A 17,740-nucleotide genomic window follows, 5' to 3' on the forward strand; every position below is an offset into this window, starting at 1 on the left:
TTTTTCAATCCATAAAAACCTTTTTCTTATATTTTTTTTCATGCATAATCGATTTATCAGAACATTTTTCGTCTTAACGGAGTTTTTCTTCTTCGCCCAAGCTTCTGCAAGAATGCTTGCCCCCTTTGAAATTCCCGAATTTGACGACCCCGTCCCCACCGAGGTTCGCACCACACGTTCCTCGCCCACCCCCACGAAATACGCCTTAGAAAAGTATCCGTTTTCTAGCGATTACAAAGAAGCTTACCGCTACCGCACAAACGTACCCAACGCGCGAATCGTATCATTCATAAACAACGTAGAAAACGAAACGCTCCGCATCAACAGCCCTGAAAAATACCTGAAAGCACTATGCCAAATGATAAATTTTTCGACGAAAAACCCGTTTGAAAAAGTCAAAATGGTCTATGACGCGACAACACTTTTGCTCGATTACGATACAGAAGCCGTAAAACTCCCGTTCATTCCCGTTCAAACTTGGGAACAAATTCTAGTTTCCCGAAAAACCGTCTGCGAAGGATATGCCGATTTTTTCAAGAAAATTTGCGACATGCTAAACATCCCCTGCGAAAAAGTTCCCGGTTTTGCGCAAGGCGGATTGCTCCCTTTAACGCCCAACAAAGACTTAACCGCAAACCACGCTTGGAATATTGTGCAAATTAACAATTTTTGGTATAACATAGACTGCACTTGGGGGTCCAGTTCAGCCGACGTGCTGACGCAAACACAAAAAAAGAAATACTCTACAGATTGGCTATTCCTCAATGGCGATTACTTTAGATACACGCATTTCCCCTCCGATTCCAATTTTCAACTAGCAAGTCCTAAAATCAACGAAGAACAATTCAAGACCTTGCCACGACTGGAACCAAGCTTTTTCGACAAGCTCAAACTTATAACGCCATTAAAATCAGTCAACGACATCGAAAGCACGTTTAAAATAAAGTTGCAAAAAAAAGACGATACGAAAATTCAAGTTTTATTCTACGATTACAACAGCGGATACGCCGTACAAAACAAGACTTTACAGAATCAAAAAGACGATACGCTTTCAGTCACGTTCAACGCACCGCAGGCCGGAACTTATTTAGGCACGGTCATGTACAATCTCGAAGGAAACGCCTACAGAGGCTGCGCTTACTTCTTTGTACAAGCTAAAAATTCAAACAATATTCAATATCCCGTTCCGCTGAAATCTTCAGCAAAAGACGTTGAAATCATTTCGCCGCTCGTCGCATTGCAAGCCGATTCCACATACGATTTCAAAGTCAAGGTTTCGAATAAAAAATACCTCATCCTTTCTTGCAATGGAAAAATAACGCGAATGAAATCCGAAGGCAACGGAACATTCACGCAACGACTCACAATCCCACGCAATACCCAAAGCGTCACGATAAGTGCCTCCGATACTGAATACGGGCAGTACGAAGGTCTCGTGAAATACTTTATCGAGAATTAAAACGCACTGTCATCCCGCACTCCGTTGCGGGATCGGTTGTGGTTATGAAAAAGCCGACCCCAGCATTCCGCAACTAGTGCGGGACAGGCTCAAACCGGAGTGACAAAGTCATGAGATTCTTCGGCTTCGTTACACTACGCTCAGAATGACACTAGCCCTCACGGCTCATAGCCCATTGCTCACGGCTCTTTCACGCAGCGGATGGGAGCCAAGTCATCAGCATCTATATTATAAATATAGATATAGTCGTAAGACAAGCCAAACACAACAACGTCACCTGTTTTTGAGGAATTATAAGCCCAGTATATAGCATTTCCCGATCCATTTTTAGCATTTGGCTTTTTGCTCGTTCCCAAAGGCAAGAAAGACGTTCCATACGTATTGCATTCAAAGCCACTGCAAATAGAACCGATTTGCGACACGAACTGTTGGCTAAAGCAGTTTTGCAAGTACATGGAAAGATGGTCGTATCCTTTTTTCAACGAATTGACAACATTCGAATCAGGCAGAATCCAACCCGCAGGGCAAGCGTTTTTCGCGGCCTCCTTCGAATAGAAACGGCCCGCAATTTCGCACCCTTCTTGAACAGAAACGCTTTGCGAAGCATTTTCCGTTACATACCTCAAGTTCTCGGCCATCCAAGTGTAACCATTGACTTCGACCGTCCTATAAGTTGCGCCATCGCGGTCGTCCGTCAACGTACCGTATTGAACGTTCGGATTAAAGTAATACTCCTTCGGAAAATCGCAACTCCAGTTTCTTGAATAACTCCATTTGCCGTTATAGCAGATGTAATCTTCGTTCAAGCCTTCTTTCCAATCACGGACTCTCTTGTTGTCCGTATCGCAAGGAGCATCGTAAAAATCCACCCAAGAGTTCTGATAACAGACGTATGACATATTCGTATCAACGACACCTTGAATGGTTTTACCTTCCGCATCGCAAGATCTATCGCCTATGTCCGCTTCCCTTTGTGTCGCCGTGTCCCAGCCTGTATCGCGGCAGATATAAAAGATTCTCCCCTTATAATCCTTGGTTCCACTATCCACAATTTTCCCGACACGGTCGCAAGGAATATTCGTCGTTGAAATTTCCATTTGATCCGCAATTTTCCACTTTGAATTTTTGCACAAGTAATACTTGGTGGTGTCTGTCGGGCTTTTCACGAGCATGGCCGAATCGCCGCAAGCGAGGTCTTGTACTTCAAAGTCCATTTTCGTAGCGACATTCCAGCCATCGGCCTTACATATATAGTAACGTTCGTTTACAGACGCACTCTTGATGACCTTCCCGACTTTATCGCAAGGGACATCCTTGGTATCTTGATCAAAACTACTCAAAAATGTCCAACCGCGAATATCGCAAAAATACAATGTATCGCTGATGATGTTTTTTAGGCCGGCTCGCTGGACAGTACCAAACATTTTATCGTCGCAATAAGGCAGCCCTATGCATTTTCGATAGAGATTGCTGAATATGTAAGTAGGCGGCACTTCCTCGGAACCAGTCGCGGCACACCCACGTTGGGCGGCATTACTCGCCCATACACGGGCCCTTATATAAACTAAATCCGTCGTAGCTTCGCCCCAGCCTGGTTTCAAAGAAACATTCCATATGCCACAATATTCAGAAGGGTCTAACGTTCCTGTTTCAGAAAACGACTTGATAAAACTGGCGACAAAAACAGTGTCACGAGAGAAGAAATAGTTCAAAGCGTATTCTACATTAGACCTCGTAAATCTGGCATAGCCGTTTTGCAGCGGACTTTCGTGAAACAACGTGTCCAGCCCCAAAGCCGCAACAAATTCTTCCTTTGCCTTTTTTTCGGCATCAGCCGCTGCGACTCCGTTTGAAACAAGCTTTGCGGTTCGTGCTTTGATAATCTGCGTATAAGGGAAAATCGCAAGAGAGGATGAATCTACTGTGAAGCCGCCCTCCATGCCAGAGGTTCCCCACGCCCCCGCACCCCCAGCAGCCCCAGCGGCACCTCCGGCAAAACCACCACCTCCGCCACATCCAAAGCTATAGGACATATCCTCATCTAAAAAGTCGAGGTAATTCGAATTGGAAGGGACTTGTTTGTCGTTGCCGCTAGAAGGAGTCGCTCCAGAAGAACTGGACAATACCTTTCCATCACTTGAGCCAGGCTTTCCAGATGAACTGGACAAGGATGATTTTTCAGTCGCAGACGAAAGCTTGGACGCACCGGAAGATAGCTTCTTTTCGCCGGGCTTTTCAACAGAAGACGACTGCACTTCAACGCTCGACGAACTTTCATCCTCCGCAAGAAAGCCGTCATCGACCTCGGCTATGTTTTCGGACTCCGAGCATGCGATTAACGCCGCAACGGACAACAAATATGCAATTTTTTTCATATTTCCTCCCCCAAAAAGCACACCACAACTGACACATAATTAAAATACATTTAAATAATTTACCGTATTGTAAAAAGAAATCAACTTTCAGAATAAACGTTGAGATGCACTCATTAATGGGAAAAAAATTGATAAGATTTTCAAAAAAAAAATCCCCGAAATCATCAAGATTTCAGGGAAAATGTCATTATTTTATAATGCGAAACAACGTTCTAAACGACCATTACTTATTTTACGAATGCCGCATTTTTTGCCATGTCGCATTTCATATATCTAAGGTCCTGCAACAGATTCGGGTCTAGACCTCCTGAAAGCGCAACCGCTTCCTGCATGATCTGCAAGCCCTCATTCTTCTGTCCGAGACGGTAAACAGCCAAGGCCCGGCCACCCATCGCATAAGCATCCGCGCCATTGATTTCCAGAGCCTTCTCGTTTGCTTCAAGGCAAGATTCATAATTGCCACACATGAATTCGCTATACCCCAAAGCCCTGTAAACCGCCGCATTATGGGGTTCCAGTTCCTGGGCCCGTTTCAAAGCAAAAGAAGCCTCTTGATGGTCACCCTGCGCAATCAGCGATTCAGCCAAATTCAGCAAGGAAGAAGCATTATCGCACTTGGAATATTTCGCCTGCTTTTCTTTAAGCGTGAGATTGTAGGCACAATATTCATTTTCCTCATAAATGCTCCCCTTCATCGTAAGACGAGTGTTCGGGCAGCCTCCGAGGCACTTGGATCCGTAAACACAGTTTTTGCATGAACCAGAAAGCTGTTCCTTTTTCATTTGGCGTCTCCACGCAAAGGCGTTTTCATCTTCCCAAATGTCGCGCAACTTTCTTTCGCGGATATTTCCTTCAATGAACTCCTTTGAGCGGATTGAAGTACAGCCTAGAATGTGACCGTCATGCAAGATACCGAAGCTACGAACGCCCGCATTGCAGCCATCCCACAACGAATAGCTACTAGATTTATAAGAGATACGTCTTGCTTCTAGATCTTTTTTAGAGTAGTATCCGATACAGTCCGCAGGATAAATACGTATTCTCCCCTCTTTTGCTGTATTGTAGCAAAAATCAATAATATCTCTGATTTGCTTCGGCTCTAGTAGCCAGTCCGGGCGCTCCTTCAAATTACCCATAGGCAGACCGATCTGAACCTGCCATGTTTTAACACCCATGCCAATAAGTTCTTCCTTCAAAGCAGGGAGAATATCTATGTTCTGCTTTGTGATCGTTGTAATCGCGCCAGTTTCAATTCCTAGATCCGTCATGGCGTGGAAAGCACGCTTTGCATGTTCAAAAGCGCCTTTTTTCCTGATTTTATCATGAATTTCCGGTGTCCCGTCTATGCTGATCGCGACCGTCGATATCCCGTTTTCTTTTAATCTTCGGGCCATTTTTTCATCAAGAAGCCAACCGTTCGTGATGACGTTCACCTTAACGCCATTCCCGGACAGCCGCTTCACCAATTCTGGAGTATCCGATCTCGTAAGGGGTTCGCCACCAGACAAGGTTATCCATTTCAGTCCAAGATCCGCAACCTGATCGCACAAATCAAGAGCTTCTTCAGTACTCAACTGTCCCGGGAGAGCACCCTCACAAGACGAACCACAATGCCCACAACGAAAGTTGCAGCCCATTGTAACTTCCCAAACAGCGGTAACTGGTTTATAATCAATATTTGCCATAAAAAACCTCCAAACTACCGGCAAAAATGTTTACCGGCAGATATTTTAGTCCTATATTCACAGATTTTTATTAAAGAAATAATGAGCATACGCCTAAATGGATGGCGTACGCCCACCGCAATAATCGTATTAAATCTTAAGATTTCTGATTATCGCACTTGAATCCGTACATAACCGCAGCGTCCTGTGCTCCGCAAGGATAACCGTACTTCAGAGTTAAATTGCGATCAACGCAAGGATAACCATACTTCACATTCACTGCATCCTGAGCGCCACACGGATAGCCGTACTTCAGAAGCACATCCTGATCGCCACAGGGGTAACCATACTTCACGTTCACAGCATCCTGAACGCCACAGGGATAACCGTATTTCACGACCGGATCCTGCTGATTATTTGCGCACGGATAGCCATACTTCACGTTCACGGCATCCTGAACGCCGCAAGGATAACCGTATTTCACGACCGGGTCCTGCTGATTATTTGCGCACGGATAGCCATACTTCACATTCACGGCATCCTGAACGCCGCAGGGATAACCGTATTTCACGACTGGGTCCTGCTGATTATTTGCGCACGGATAGCCATACTTCACGTTCACGGCATCCTGCACACCGCAAGGATAACCGTATTTCAGGGTCACATCCTGATTTGCGGGGAAACCATACAACACGAGCGGATTAAACGTTCCACAGTTATAGCCATACATCGCATTCACAACAGAGTCTTGCACTTCTTTGGGCGAAGGAAAGCCATAAGGCGGCATCGAGTTGCAGACATCCCTGAACATCGGTTCACAGTTTTCGCTGAGCTTTACAAATTCTTCAGAATCACTCGGAATAACTTTCACCATCACGGTATGTTTCTGTTTCGAAACTTCCATGGTTGCAAAACTAATCATCGTGAATTCGATTTCCGCCTTATCCTCTGGTGCTGCAATTGCAACAAATTCAAATTTCTGGATAACAGGCGCAACCATTCGAGCATACGTCGAAGGCGACATTGTCGTATCTAACAGAGCTATACCTTTCGATAGCCCAGTCAAGCTCCACCCAAAGCCAGAAGAACCAAGCATCGACTGCAGTTCAACAGTGAACTTTTTCCCCTGTAATACAACCATTTCATTTGCCATAAAGGACCTCCATTTTATTGTGAAAACGGTTTTTCTCCCACCCCGATCAACTTATTTTTTTAGGATTTCAACACAAAAAAAGTGCATCAAAGCAAAAGCCACAGATGCACAAAAATCTTAAAATCTGTATTTTTTACGCTTGTAAAGCTGAAGCAAAAGCGTTGTACAAACGCCCAATACAAAACCAAGAATGGCTATTACCATATACAAGCCATTTCCTGCGGGCAGAATAAACGCCCCATACTCGATTTGGTTCACAGGCACTTCTGAACCTGAAAAAACTCCAATTACGCAAAAAAGAGCAATTAGACAAAAACTCGCTGAGGCAGCCAAGAGATTTGTAACCACTCTTTGATGCCTACGTCTAATCGTTTTGGCGCGTCGATTTATTTCTTTTAACGCATCTTCAGTTGTATATTTCACTTTTTGTTCCTTAGCCCCAATAATCTTTCATTTTATTAATTACAAAATCCGTGTATTTTACTCTTTGTTTTTTGTAAAAAAAATTTTCAGCAGACTAGTCCCTCGGCTCGGTGGTTCGACAAAAGGTCACTGAGCCTGCCGAAGTGCACCAACCTTAATTCGGGCTAAAGGCAAGAATGACTAAGGGATACTTATTCCGTCATTTCGCGAGATTCTTCGTACGACGGACGATCGTCTTCGTAATCTTTGAGAGTCTTGTCGCCAGGAACAATGACAAGACCAAGCGTTACAGGTTCACCTTTCAAGTTGATGTAGGCTTCCAGATAAAGCGTCGTCGAGAGGCGGATGAGGCGAAGGTCCATCATCGTGCCGCCCTTGTGAATGCTCATCGGATTGCGATTGAAGAAGAGAAATTTTTTATTGATGTATTCAAAGCGGTCTTCTTTGTAATTGATGGACCATTCCGTGGTGCCGTCGTTTTCTTGACGGTACGTGCAGCGGTCGTTGTCGATATCGCATTCAAAACTTGCGCTTTCTTGATAGCGTTTATTCCATTCGCGGCTAAACGCGCAAGACTGCACGCGAGAACCGCCATTGCGCTGTTTGTTCAGCTGGTCGTTTATAACAACATAATCCATCTTTAAATTCTTGACTTGATCATAGACGTTCATGAGAATGATATACGCTTCGATGTCCTTGGGGCACTTGCCGGTAAGATTCACATCTTCGTGAGCCTTCAAGAGCGTTTGTTGTAAATCAATATCAATGGCATCCGGGATTTCGCTTTTCTTAATTTTGTCAAGCGTTTCCTTAGGCGGCACATAGACAATCTTGTCTCCTTTCTTGACGGCGTAACCGAGCTGGTCGCGGACGTAATCCAAGCATTGCTGCACATGAACGTGAACCGTATTCGAGCCACCCGAAACAAAGTCCGCACCAATGCGAACATTCCATTCGTCAGCGGTATTCGTTGCATTCTTATCGAGTTCGCAGAACTGGTCTTCTCGCGTACCATCGACAAAAACCATGTTGACATGCAGTTTCGTCACAAGGGCTTCTTCCTTATTGAGCGCACTGCCCAAGCTCCAGAATTTCGGGTTCAAACGAAGCACTTCAGCAAAAGCCTTGTCGCCATCAAATGACGGCAAAAGAGAATCGTTACGGGCATTCTTTTCTTGCAACAGTTCAGAATACGATGTTTTGACATCCATGTTATTGAAGGCGTTTCTAGCCACCGCCGAAAACGCAGACGTTGCAAGCAACGAGCACACAAAGATCACTGATAAACGTAACATAGAAAACATTTCCCTCTCCTATTTTTTTACAATCTTTTTCACGATAAAGTTTAGCAAATACAAAACGACTCCGCCAGCAATAATCGTAGGCCCTACGACAAAATTCATCTGGCACGCCACCAAAAGCCCAAGCACCACAAGTACAAGCGAAACCACGACCGAAACCATCATCATCTGGAACAAGTTTTTCGCATAACATTCCGCGATGTAAGCGGGAATCGTGAGGAGCGCAATCACGAGAATCATGCCCACCGCCTGCACGGCAATCACAACCGTAAGGGCAATCAAAGCAATCAAAAGCATGTAATAATTCAACACTGGAATACCGCGAACGCGAGCAAATTCTGGGTCGTACGAAATCGAAAGGAAGTTGCGGTAGCAGACGGAAACAGCAACCAAAATGAACACGAGCAAAGCCCCCATCCACCAGAGAAGTTCCGTTGGTACAGTCAAAAGGCTACCGAACAAGAAACTCATCATCTCACCGCTGTAACCAGGCGTCAAATCCGTCAAAATCACGCCCAGCGCCATGCCTGCCGCCCAAATAATGCCAATAAACGTATCCGCATGTTTGCGGTCGCGCCACGTCAGCATTCCCATGAGCATCGCGCAGGCAAGAGCAAAGCCCAACGACCCAAGCATCGGCGAAAAACCGATAAAACATGCGAGCCCAACCCCGCCAAACGAAGCGTGAGCCACACCGCCCGAAAGCGATGTGAGTCGATTCACGACGACGTACGTCCCCATGACACCGCATGCAACGGCCACAAGCACCGCTGCTATCAGGGCGTTCTGCATAAAATCCATGGAAAATAAGTCGAGCATGTTGTTAGGTGTTAGGTGTTAGGTTGTAGGTTTTAGGGGTTAGTGGTTGGTGGTTAGTGGTTAAGGGGTTGTGGTTAGTGGTTAAGGGGTTGTGGTTAGTGGTTAGTGGTTAGGATTGCAATAGGAACGTTCTTTTTACTTTCCTGTTTACTGCATACTGTTTACTAACCACTTATAACATTCCTGTTTACGGCCTGATGGCCTAACCACTGCATACTAATCACTAGACAATCAATTCCTCTTTTAAATTTAGTAAATGCGGGATGTGAAAATCCACCCAGCTGGGGGCTTGGATGTTCGGATTCACAAGAATCGTAGTCCAACCGCGTTCATGAGCGGGTTCAAGATTGCGGAGCGAATCTTCGAGCAGCACAATTTGCGACTTATCCAACGAATCCTTCGCCAAAACGCCTCGCGATTCCAGCCATTTTTCAATCTTTTCATAGGCACTCGCATGCGGCTTGCCTTCCCAATTCATCAGTTTCAAATCAAAAACATCTTCAATTGCGCAGTCAATTTGCATGTGAGCCATGCCCGCACGGCTCCAGTCGCCCCGCCCATTCGTAAACACGTAGCGGTGACCCGCCAGCGATTTGAGCAAAGTAAGTTTTTCTGGAGCGACCTTCGGGTAAATCAAAAACTCCGGCTCATGGATAAAGTCAAAGAAATCTTCGGGATTGGTATGGTGCAAGGCCATAAGCCCCGAAAGCGTTGTACCGAAGCGTTCCAAATAATCGGTACGAACCTTGTGTGCCGTTTCAAAATCGCAGCCCACCACTTTTTGCACAAATAGCGAAATGCGGTGGTCGAGCGAATTTAAGACAAAGCGTTCTTCTTCGCCATAGAGCGTCAAATCGTAATCGAACAGCCAAATTTTCGAGGAATCGTTTCTTATGCCGACGTTCAAAGCCACACCTTCACAAAAGCCTAGTAGCCCATCGCAAGACCGCCGATTTGGCGAGCCAAATACGTCGCATAATTGTCGGTCATGCCGCTCACAAAGTCGAGCACCTGGTGGTAAGCTTCGGCAGTTGTCACACTTTGGCCGATTTTCGCTTGCCCGATAAGCCGCACAATGCGATTCGCACGGTACGAATTGCGGTCATTTTGGCGGTAATCATAGACACCGTTGATAAACGCATCAAGCACCGTGCTGAGCGTCGTGTAGCTACCGACTTCAAGTTCCGTCTTGCGGCGGTCGGGGTAAATGCGTTCCACGCCAAGACGTTTTGCAATGCGGATGCCTTCCATCGTATCAGAACGGGAAAGATCAATCAAATGCTTATCGAGCGTCCCTTCCATGATGCGGTCGTAATTCTTGACAAAGAGAACGGCCACATCATCAATCAGGTTTTGAATAGCCCGTCCACGAATGCTGCTGAGAAAGTCCCTAAAATTCTGCCCATTTTCATTAAACTCGCGGTCGATATCCACTTCGGGGCCGCACAAATAGCTAAACATATTGCGCACATCACCGAACGTCAAGATTCCAAGTTCAATAGCATCTTCGACATCTAGAATCGAATAGCAAATGTCGTCAGCGGCCTCCATCAAATAAACTAAAGGATGACGTGCCCATATGCCATTCCCCACTTCAGGGATTCCCAAAATTTCAGCAGTTTCACGATAAAGCTCCGCTTCCGTCCTGAACAAGCTCGTCGGATTTCCATAATACGCCAATCGCGGATACTTTATCATCGAGCCAATCGTAGCATACGTGAGACGCATTCCGCCATCGAGAAAATGATATTCCAGCTTGCTCAAAATGCGATGGCCTTGCGCATTGCCGTCAAAATTTTCAAAGTCCGCAACTTCCTTGTCGCTCATTTCGGACATTGGCGCGGAATGACGATTTTTGCGGAACCATTCGCGGATAGCCGCCTCCCCTGCGTGGCCAAACGGCGGGTTACCAATATCGTGAGCAAGGCACGCTGACTGCACAATCGTTCCGAACTGGTATTCGTTCACGTACTTGGGCAAATGCTTTTTAATCAAGTGATACACCGTAATCGCAAGGCTACGGCCAACACTCGAGACTTCCAAACTGTGCGTCAAACGGCTATGAACGTGGTCGTTCACCGAGAACGGATGAACTTGCGTCTTGCGGCCAAGGCGACGGAATGCGGTCGAAAAAACAATGCGGTCGTAATCGCGATGAAAGTCGGAACGGTTCGGGTCCGGATCAGCCGGGTGACCGTAACGCGTTGCAGAAAGAAGCGTATCCCATTGTAGCATGAGCTACAATTTAGCATAAGGCGAGAGTCGCGACAACTGTGCGAAGCACAATTGGCATGACCAAGCCGAGCTAAATGCACGCGTAGCGTGCCATATAGCAATTAGACCATCAGCTATGGGGTCGCACCTTCGGTGCTTTGAGCTATGGGGTATGGGCTTTTTATAATGCTGTTCCGACGGCGACAAAGTGTAACGCATTTGACCATGACTACCGCTCTCCGCCATTAATGATTTGACAGAAACCTAGTCTCTATCAGTTTCCTTTGAGCTTAAGTTTCGGTTGTTTTTTATTCTGGATGACAATATTCGAAGAGTTTTTGGACGCGGGAGTGCCGTTGACTTTGTATGGACAATAATTATCTATACGCAGATTACGATGATTCATAGAATTTTCGTTTATCCTTGAGCCCGTACAAGAAATGGAATCTGAACCATCATTACAACGATAATCATCGTAATCACAATCGTAACCTATACCAGTCCATAAAGATCTATCAAAGAATACGCCCCCTCCAAAATTCCAGTTTTCATCATCCTGGTACCTACAATAAATAGCGGAAATATTGCTCTCCAAGAAAAAAAAACGGTAACATAATGCTTTATAGGCCAAATATTTTTGATAGACAAACAAATTAACAAGAATATTAAAATATTTCAATGTCGAATCATACGCATACAAAAATTTTTTATAATTATTATCAGTATTCATTTTAAAAGGAGTATCTTGAGAAATATCAAAGTACTCAAAATCCTCTTTGGCAAAGTTTCCATTCAAGAACTTCGACGTATCCAACGCTCCATTTCCAAAGTTTTCTTTGGGAATCCAAATGGAATCATTAGTAACGCAATCAAGTGGAGTTTTTTCAAACGCATAGGTATAATTCACAACACGCATACCATAATCCATGTCATATTTTAATCCCCCGTAACACCTCCAATATGAATAAATATATAATCCGTTTTGACTTTCGTTAGCATCCAGATGCTCTAGAGAATCCTTTCCAAAAAATAGCGATCATTTACGCCAAGCATGGTAAAATTATCCCAGGTTTTACCCCAAACAATTGCTGAAAGACATAAAAGCAATAAAACTACTTTTTTTTTTCACATTCCTTTCTTGTATGGCGGGAACCTTGGACTTTTTCTTTGTTGCTATTTAATATAATTTTAAAAAAAAATATATTGACAGCAACTTGCTAATTTGCTAGTAAATTTCGTGTAAATTTTTCGTATAAGTCACTGGATCCATCCTCCTTACAGTCGTCAGGATGACGCCCCTAAGCTCTAAGTTCTAAGCTCTACCCACTAAACCTCATACCCCATACATTTACTGGATGGGGCAAGCCCCAACCTCTTTGGCTCGGTCATCCCCATGCAAGCATGGTCGCGACTCTCGCCTTTTGAGGTTGTCTATCGGCTGACGCCTCCAGGATGACGGAGAAAAATTGCAGTTTGTCGTTTACTGTACAGAGCCAGCGTCAACCCAGACGAATTTGCTTGCATCAAGCTTTTGTTCACCATCAAAGCGGTAGGCGGCCAAACGTCCGTCACCACGGTAACCAGCGACACTGTAATCCAAGCAGCAAACGTTATCCCGAACAAGTTCAGGCACCCCCGTCAACCAATAATGCCCAAAGAAAACAGGACGTTCATTTTCGCCATAGAAATCGCGTTCATGGATTTCTTGAGGCACTTCATGCGGGGGCAGTTCCACGCCAGGCTGAAAACTCAGTTGTTGCAAGTTCGCATTTTTCGGGTCCATCCACCAGCGGATTCGCGTGCGTTTGCGAAGCACGCCTTCCCCATCGCGGAACGTCAAGCCATCCGGCAAGCTCATTTCAGGGCCTTTCAAGAACAAATTTATCGGATCAAAAATAGAATCTTCGTATTCATGGTATTGGTCGTTTGCCCGCGCAATCAGTTCATCGAAATTTCCATCCGCAAAAGAACGGATTTTTGCAGCATTGAGCATTTCTGCACTTTTAAAATCGAAACAGGCATGCTGCGCACGGAACAAATCCGTTTCCAAATAAAACGGGAGAGTCTTCAAGAAATCGAGCATTTCGAAGAACTCCGTCTTACGTCCGCGATAGCTTTCGACGGTTTTGACATGAATCGCTACTTTGTTAAAAGAGTGCTCCCTCAAGTAACCGCCATGAATCGCTTCAATATGATGCCCACCGACTCCATTCTCGTGCCAAAAGCTGAGTGCATTGAATTCGTGATTGCCCATCAACGCCACGGCGGCCCCCGCATCGCGCATGGCTCGCACGAGATTCACCGCCTCGCGAACTTGACTGTCGCGATCGATGTAATCTCCTAAGAAAACAACGGTTCGTGCATTGCCGGGATAGCAATAAGTCCCATTACGTTCTTCGTAGCCAAGCTTTTTAAGGAGCGCTACGAGTTCATCGCAATGCCCATGAATATCACCGATAAAATCAATGGAAGAATTCATCGTATAGCTTTATTACACGGCAATCGGAGCCTTGATCGTCGGCCACGGATCGTAACCCACGAGTTCAAAATCTTCGAACTTGAATTCAAACAAATCATTCACGTCTGGATTGACCTTCATCGTCGGGAGTGCACGCGGTGTACGCGAGAGCTGTTCGCGAGCTTGGTCAAAGTGGTTGCTGTACAAATGCAAATCGCCAAAAGTATGGACAAACTCGCCGGCTTCGTAACCGCAAACCTGAGCAAGCATCATCGTCAAAAGCGAATAAGATGCAATGTTGAACGGCACCCCGAGGAACATGTCAGCACTGCGCTGGTACAGCTGGCAACTGAGCTTGCGTTTGCCGCTAGCCCCAACACCGCCCACGTAGAACTGGAACAGGCAGTGGCAAGGCGGCAAAGCCATTTTATCGACTTCCGCAACGTTCCACGCACAAACCAAGTGACGACGCGAATCGGGATTGTTCTTGAGGCTGTTAATGAGATTTGCTATCTGATCGATATGTCCACCATCGGGAGTCGGCCAGCTGCGCCACTGGTGGCCATAGACCGGTCCCAAGTCACCATTTTCGTCCGCCCATTCGTCCCAAATCGTAACCTTGTTGTCGTGCAGATACTTGATGTTCGTATCGCCCTTCAAAAACCACAGCAGCTCGTGAATAATGCTGCGGAGGTGAAGTTTCTTGGTCGTTAAGCACGGAAAGCCTTTGGAAAGGTCAAAACGGGTCTGGCGGCCAAACACAGAACGAGTGCCGGTGCCAGTGCGGTCGGAACGATCTACACCGTTGTCGATAATATCTTGAAGAAGGTCTAAATATTGCTGCATGACGGTAATTATATAAAAGTAAGAAGCAGACAGTAGGCAGTGGTTAGTGGTTAGTGGTTAGTAAACAGGGCTATGGGCACGGTCGCCTACGGCTCCCTTTGGGCTATGGGGTATGCGTTGCTAAGCGATTTCGTCGTTTCCGAATAAATCTACGCGCTTGTATTGCTTGGCGACTTTGCCTTCCACTTCAGCGGCGTTTTGTAAAAGGAGTTTATTCAAAGCTTGCAGAATCAAGTCCTGCGTATGCTTGGGCACAGGCTTTTTGCCAAGGCGAGCCTTCTGTACCATCTTGTGGTTCAAATTTGCAGGGAGCATTTCCACTAGGTCATGGTTGCTAAAATTGTTCGAAGTCAGAATTTCATCAAGTTTTGTCATATTGCAAATGTAGAAATTCAAGAACAACAGACCCCGGCACGGAGGCCGGGGTGACAGTGTAAGCTATTTGCCGTTCATTCGTTGGCGGGGTGACAAACGAAAAAAAGCCCCAGGCTAACGCCCGGGGCTTTGGATTTAAGACTTTAGTGTCAGGTCTTATTCACCAACGTAGTTGCTTTCGCACTTCATACCGTCATTTTCCGGTGTGACGAAGTGCATTTCAATACGACGGTTCATTTCGCGACCATCTGCCGTGTTGTTATCGTCAACCGGGCAGGTAGAGCCGAGACCGATAGCCTTAATGCGGTTCTTGGCAACGCCGAACTTCGTGAGCTGCTTCATAACGGCCTTAGCACGGCGGTCAGAGAGCTTGAGGTTCTTCTTAGCCTTACCGCGGTTGTCGGTATGACCCTGGATCACAATCTTGAGATCCTTGTATGCTTCGTCTTCCTTGAGCTTCTGAGCGACGCCCTTAAGGATTCTCTTAGCGTTAGCATTGACGGTAGCAGAACCGCTCTTGAAGGAGATACCTTCGAGCTTTTCGACCTTCTTCTTCGGGCAGCCGAATCCGTCATCACCAGCTTCAGCCGGGCAGCGGTCCATACCAGAGCAGACACCTTCGAAGAGGTTGAACATATTTCTTTCGGTGACCCAAGCATCGCAGACGCCGTCCTTATCGAGGTCCGGATCCGGGAGCGGGCAACCATCGTTTGCAGGCACGCCGTGTTCGAGCGGGCACTTGTCGAGACCCTTACAGGTCTTGGAGATGAACCATTCCTTAGCAACAGATTCGTCTTCGGCAGCCTTTTCGAAGTAGTAGCCGAGCTTCTTCTGGACAACCCATTCGTCGCAAACGCCGTCGCCGTCGCTGTCCGGATCATCCCACGGACAACCCTTATTGCCAGCAGCACCAGCTTCACCCGGACACATATCGTAGCCCTTGCAGACGCCGGCATACTGATCGAGCTTGTTCTTGTCAGTGACCCACGGAGAGCAGAGACCATCGCCATCCGGATCCGGATTGTCTTCCGGGCAACCGTTGTTCATGAGCGTACCAGCTTCAGCCGGGCACTGGTCGATGCCAGAGCAAATATCCTTGAACTGATCCTGCATACCCTTCTGGCTAACCCAGGATTCGCAGACGCCGTCCTTATCCGGGTCCGGATCATCCGTCGGGCAACCATTGGAGCTGCTGCCCTTTTCGTTCGGGCACTGGTCAACACCAGAGCAGATATTGCTGTAATCGTTAGCAACACCCTTTTCAGAAACCCATGCATCGCAAACGCCATCTTCGTCAGTATCCGGATTACCCATCGGGCAACCAGAGTTCAAACGGTGACCAAAATCATCCGGGCAACGGTCATCGGCATCAGGCACGCCATCGCCATCACGATCCTGCGGAAGCAGGAAGCCGGACCAAGTCAAGCCGCCGAACAAAGCATACTGCGGATTGATGCGAAGCTGAGAAGCGTTGACACCAAAAGGCTGTTCTTGGTTTTGCTTGACATGGACAAAATTCAAGTAATTATCGTTACCCACATAGAAAGAACCACCGAGCTGGATGTCGAGCCCCACCGGCAGATGGAATACGAGACCAGCCGTAAGCTGCTTCATGTCCAGCTTCTGGTCAACCGGATTGCCCATAGCATCACGATTCCACTGGAAAGCCTTGGTCTGGATATTCATGTACAATTCAGCAAAGACGGAAAGGAAGTCAAGAGGATAGACTTCGAGAGCGCCACTGAAAAACGGGAAGTTTTCGAACTTGATGCCCTGATACTTACCCATGGACATCTTGTAACCACCGTTCAAATGAACAAGGAGGGGGAACACGTCAATCTTGGAAAGATCCAAAGTGATAGCGCCGCCAATAGTCATGTCGCCCTTCTTGGCGCCATAAGCATAGGCAACACCCATTGGAGCCTGCTGACCGTTTATATAATTGAACGGAGCAGTACCAATGTATTCCGGTTCACGAACCCAGATACCTTGCTGATTTTCCTTGGAGGTATTGAAAGTATATCTGAAGAACACAGCCACATCGACCGGAATATCGGACGGAATCGGAGCACGGACCTTCAAGTTCGCAGCCAAATTGCCAACATAGCCCTTCTTTGTTCCAGAAAGCGGATCTCCATTGCATTCAGGGGCGCCACAAAGAGCATTGCCATTGAACTGGTCATAATAAACCGGCAACGTCACACCGAGGTCAATGATGTCGAAAAGACCGATAGCAAAGCCTACATAGGCGCTAATGCCAATGTAGTTCGCAACTTCAGACTTCTGATTTGCATATTCATTTTCCAAGGCATAAGGATAAGCTTTAGCTTCGTCTTTTGGACGGAACATATTGTTTCCGAATGCAAAATCGCCCAAAGCATTAAATACAAGCTTGGAATGCCCAAGCGACTGAGCCGACTGTGTCTTGTTGACACCGACGAAACCAGTCTTGTTTATCGTCTGGGCATGCTGGTCTGCAAAGGCGGAAACCGCCAGTGCAAAGGCCAAACCCATTGCTACTCGTTTCATAGAGTCTCCTTGTTTTGAACCAACCTTGAATAGACAGGTTCTTATCGTATAGTAATGTTTAGTAGAAATATAACACTTTAATAAAAAGTCTGCACTTCAAATTGTGCAAAAAGATTGATAAATA

The 17,740-nt window shown here is 46.3% G+C and carries 14 protein-coding genes; 1 reads left to right on the forward strand and 13 read right to left on the reverse strand.

The genetic code is table 11. The features are described from left to right. Positions 1-40: 40 nt before the first annotated feature. Positions 41-1,459: a transglutaminase domain-containing protein gene (locus tag IKG78_RS08690; protein ID WP_290942386.1), complete on the forward strand. Its 1,419-nt coding sequence runs from the start codon at positions 41-43 to the stop codon at positions 1,457-1,459. A gap of 179 nt (positions 1,460-1,638) precedes the next feature. On the opposite strand, the gene IKG78_RS08695 is transcribed toward IKG78_RS08690, so the two are convergent. From IKG78_RS08695 to IKG78_RS08755, 13 genes are all read right to left on the reverse strand, one after another. After that, positions 1,639-3,834 carry an FISUMP domain-containing protein gene (locus IKG78_RS08695; protein ID WP_290942388.1) on the reverse strand — a complete coding sequence of 732 codons (2,196 nt, stop codon included), beginning with the start codon at positions 3,832-3,834 and terminating at the stop codon, positions 1,639-1,641. A 227-nt stretch (positions 3,835-4,061) separates the two neighbouring features. Continuing rightward, the gene (locus IKG78_RS08700; RefSeq protein ID WP_290942390.1) at positions 4,062-5,519 is read right to left on the reverse strand and encodes a radical SAM protein; all 1,458 of its coding nucleotides are present in this window, start codon (positions 5,517-5,519) and stop codon (positions 4,062-4,064) included. Positions 5,520-5,655: 136 nt separating this feature from the next. After that, entirely contained in the window at positions 5,656-6,651 is a 996-nt protein-coding gene (locus IKG78_RS08705) for a hypothetical protein (protein ID WP_290942393.1), read from the reverse strand. Between the two features lie 117 nt (positions 6,652-6,768). Beyond that, the gene (locus IKG78_RS08710; protein WP_290942397.1) at positions 6,769-7,074 is read right to left on the reverse strand and encodes a hypothetical protein; all 306 of its coding nucleotides are present in this window, start codon (positions 7,072-7,074) and stop codon (positions 6,769-6,771) included. Positions 7,075-7,265: 191 nt separating this feature from the next. Further along, positions 7,266-8,378, reverse strand: coding sequence for a hypothetical protein (locus IKG78_RS08715; RefSeq protein ID WP_290942398.1), 1,113 nt, complete (start codon positions 8,376-8,378; stop codon positions 7,266-7,268). Between the two features lie 9 nt (positions 8,379-8,387). Further along, positions 8,388-9,194, reverse strand: a complete 807-nt coding sequence (locus IKG78_RS08720) for a metal ABC transporter permease (protein ID WP_290942400.1) — start codon at positions 9,192-9,194, stop codon at positions 8,388-8,390. 223 nt (positions 9,195-9,417) lie between these two features. Further along, positions 9,418-10,107: a pyrimidine 5'-nucleotidase gene (locus IKG78_RS08725; protein WP_290942403.1), complete on the reverse strand. Its 690-nt coding sequence runs from the start codon at positions 10,105-10,107 to the stop codon at positions 9,418-9,420. 14 nt (positions 10,108-10,121) lie between these two features. Beyond that, entirely contained in the window at positions 10,122-11,429 is a 1,308-nt protein-coding gene (locus IKG78_RS08730; protein ID WP_290942405.1) for a deoxyguanosinetriphosphate triphosphohydrolase, read from the reverse strand. A gap of 253 nt (positions 11,430-11,682) precedes the next feature. After that, entirely contained in the window at positions 11,683-12,324 is a 642-nt protein-coding gene (locus tag IKG78_RS08735; RefSeq protein WP_290942408.1) for a hypothetical protein, read from the reverse strand. A 564-nt stretch (positions 12,325-12,888) separates the two neighbouring features. Beyond that, positions 12,889-13,887 (reverse strand): metallophosphoesterase, encoded by a 999-nt coding sequence (locus IKG78_RS08740; protein WP_290942410.1) that lies wholly within the window; start codon positions 13,885-13,887, stop codon positions 12,889-12,891. A 12-nt stretch (positions 13,888-13,899) separates the two neighbouring features. Then, a complete protein-coding gene (locus IKG78_RS08745; RefSeq protein ID WP_290942413.1) occupies positions 13,900-14,712 on the reverse strand; it encodes a thymidylate synthase in 813 nt (270 codons plus the stop codon). Positions 14,713-14,832: 120 nt separating this feature from the next. After that, positions 14,833-15,087 (reverse strand): hypothetical protein, encoded by a 255-nt coding sequence (locus IKG78_RS08750; protein WP_290942415.1) that lies wholly within the window; start codon positions 15,085-15,087, stop codon positions 14,833-14,835. 156 nt (positions 15,088-15,243) lie between these two features. Further along, positions 15,244-17,616 (reverse strand): OmpA family protein, encoded by a 2,373-nt coding sequence (locus IKG78_RS08755; protein ID WP_290942418.1) that lies wholly within the window; start codon positions 17,614-17,616, stop codon positions 15,244-15,246. Positions 17,617-17,740 lie beyond the last annotated feature (124 nt).

The sequence above is a fragment of the Fibrobacter sp. genome (assembly GCF_017545445.1).
Taxonomy (GTDB): domain Bacteria; phylum Fibrobacterota; class Fibrobacteria; order Fibrobacterales; family Fibrobacteraceae; genus Fibrobacter.

What these genes read in the sequence shown, in the direction of transcription:
- IKG78_RS08690 (WP_290942386.1), top strand. Translation starts at nt 41, where the DNA reads ATGCATAATCGATTTATCAGAACATTTTTCGTCTTAACGGAGTTTTTC.
- IKG78_RS08720 (WP_290942400.1), bottom strand. Translation starts at nt 9,194, where the DNA reads ATGCTCGACTTATTTTCCATGGATTTTATGCAGAACGCCCTGATAGCA.
- IKG78_RS08755 (WP_290942418.1), bottom strand. Translation starts at nt 17,616, where the DNA reads ATGAAACGAGTAGCAATGGGTTTGGCCTTTGCACTGGCGGTTTCCGCC.
- IKG78_RS08750 (WP_290942415.1), bottom strand. Translation starts at nt 15,087, where the DNA reads ATGACAAAACTTGATGAAATTCTGACTTCGAACAATTTTAGCAACCAT.
- IKG78_RS08740 (WP_290942410.1), bottom strand. Translation starts at nt 13,887, where the DNA reads ATGAATTCTTCCATTGATTTTATCGGTGATATTCATGGGCATTGCGAT.
- IKG78_RS08730 (WP_290942405.1), bottom strand. Translation starts at nt 11,429, where the DNA reads ATGCTACAATGGGATACGCTTCTTTCTGCAACGCGTTACGGTCACCCG.
- IKG78_RS08745 (WP_290942413.1), bottom strand. Translation starts at nt 14,712, where the DNA reads ATGCAGCAATATTTAGACCTTCTTCAAGATATTATCGACAACGGTGTA.
- IKG78_RS08735 (WP_290942408.1), bottom strand. Translation starts at nt 12,324, where the DNA reads ATGCGTGTTGTGAATTATACCTATGCGTTTGAAAAAACTCCACTTGAT.
- IKG78_RS08700 (WP_290942390.1), bottom strand. Translation starts at nt 5,519, where the DNA reads ATGGCAAATATTGATTATAAACCAGTTACCGCTGTTTGGGAAGTTACA.
- IKG78_RS08715 (WP_290942398.1), bottom strand. Translation starts at nt 8,378, where the DNA reads ATGTTTTCTATGTTACGTTTATCAGTGATCTTTGTGTGCTCGTTGCTT.
- IKG78_RS08695 (WP_290942388.1), bottom strand. Translation starts at nt 3,834, where the DNA reads ATGAAAAAAATTGCATATTTGTTGTCCGTTGCGGCGTTAATCGCATGC.
- IKG78_RS08705 (WP_290942393.1), bottom strand. Translation starts at nt 6,651, where the DNA reads ATGGCAAATGAAATGGTTGTATTACAGGGGAAAAAGTTCACTGTTGAA.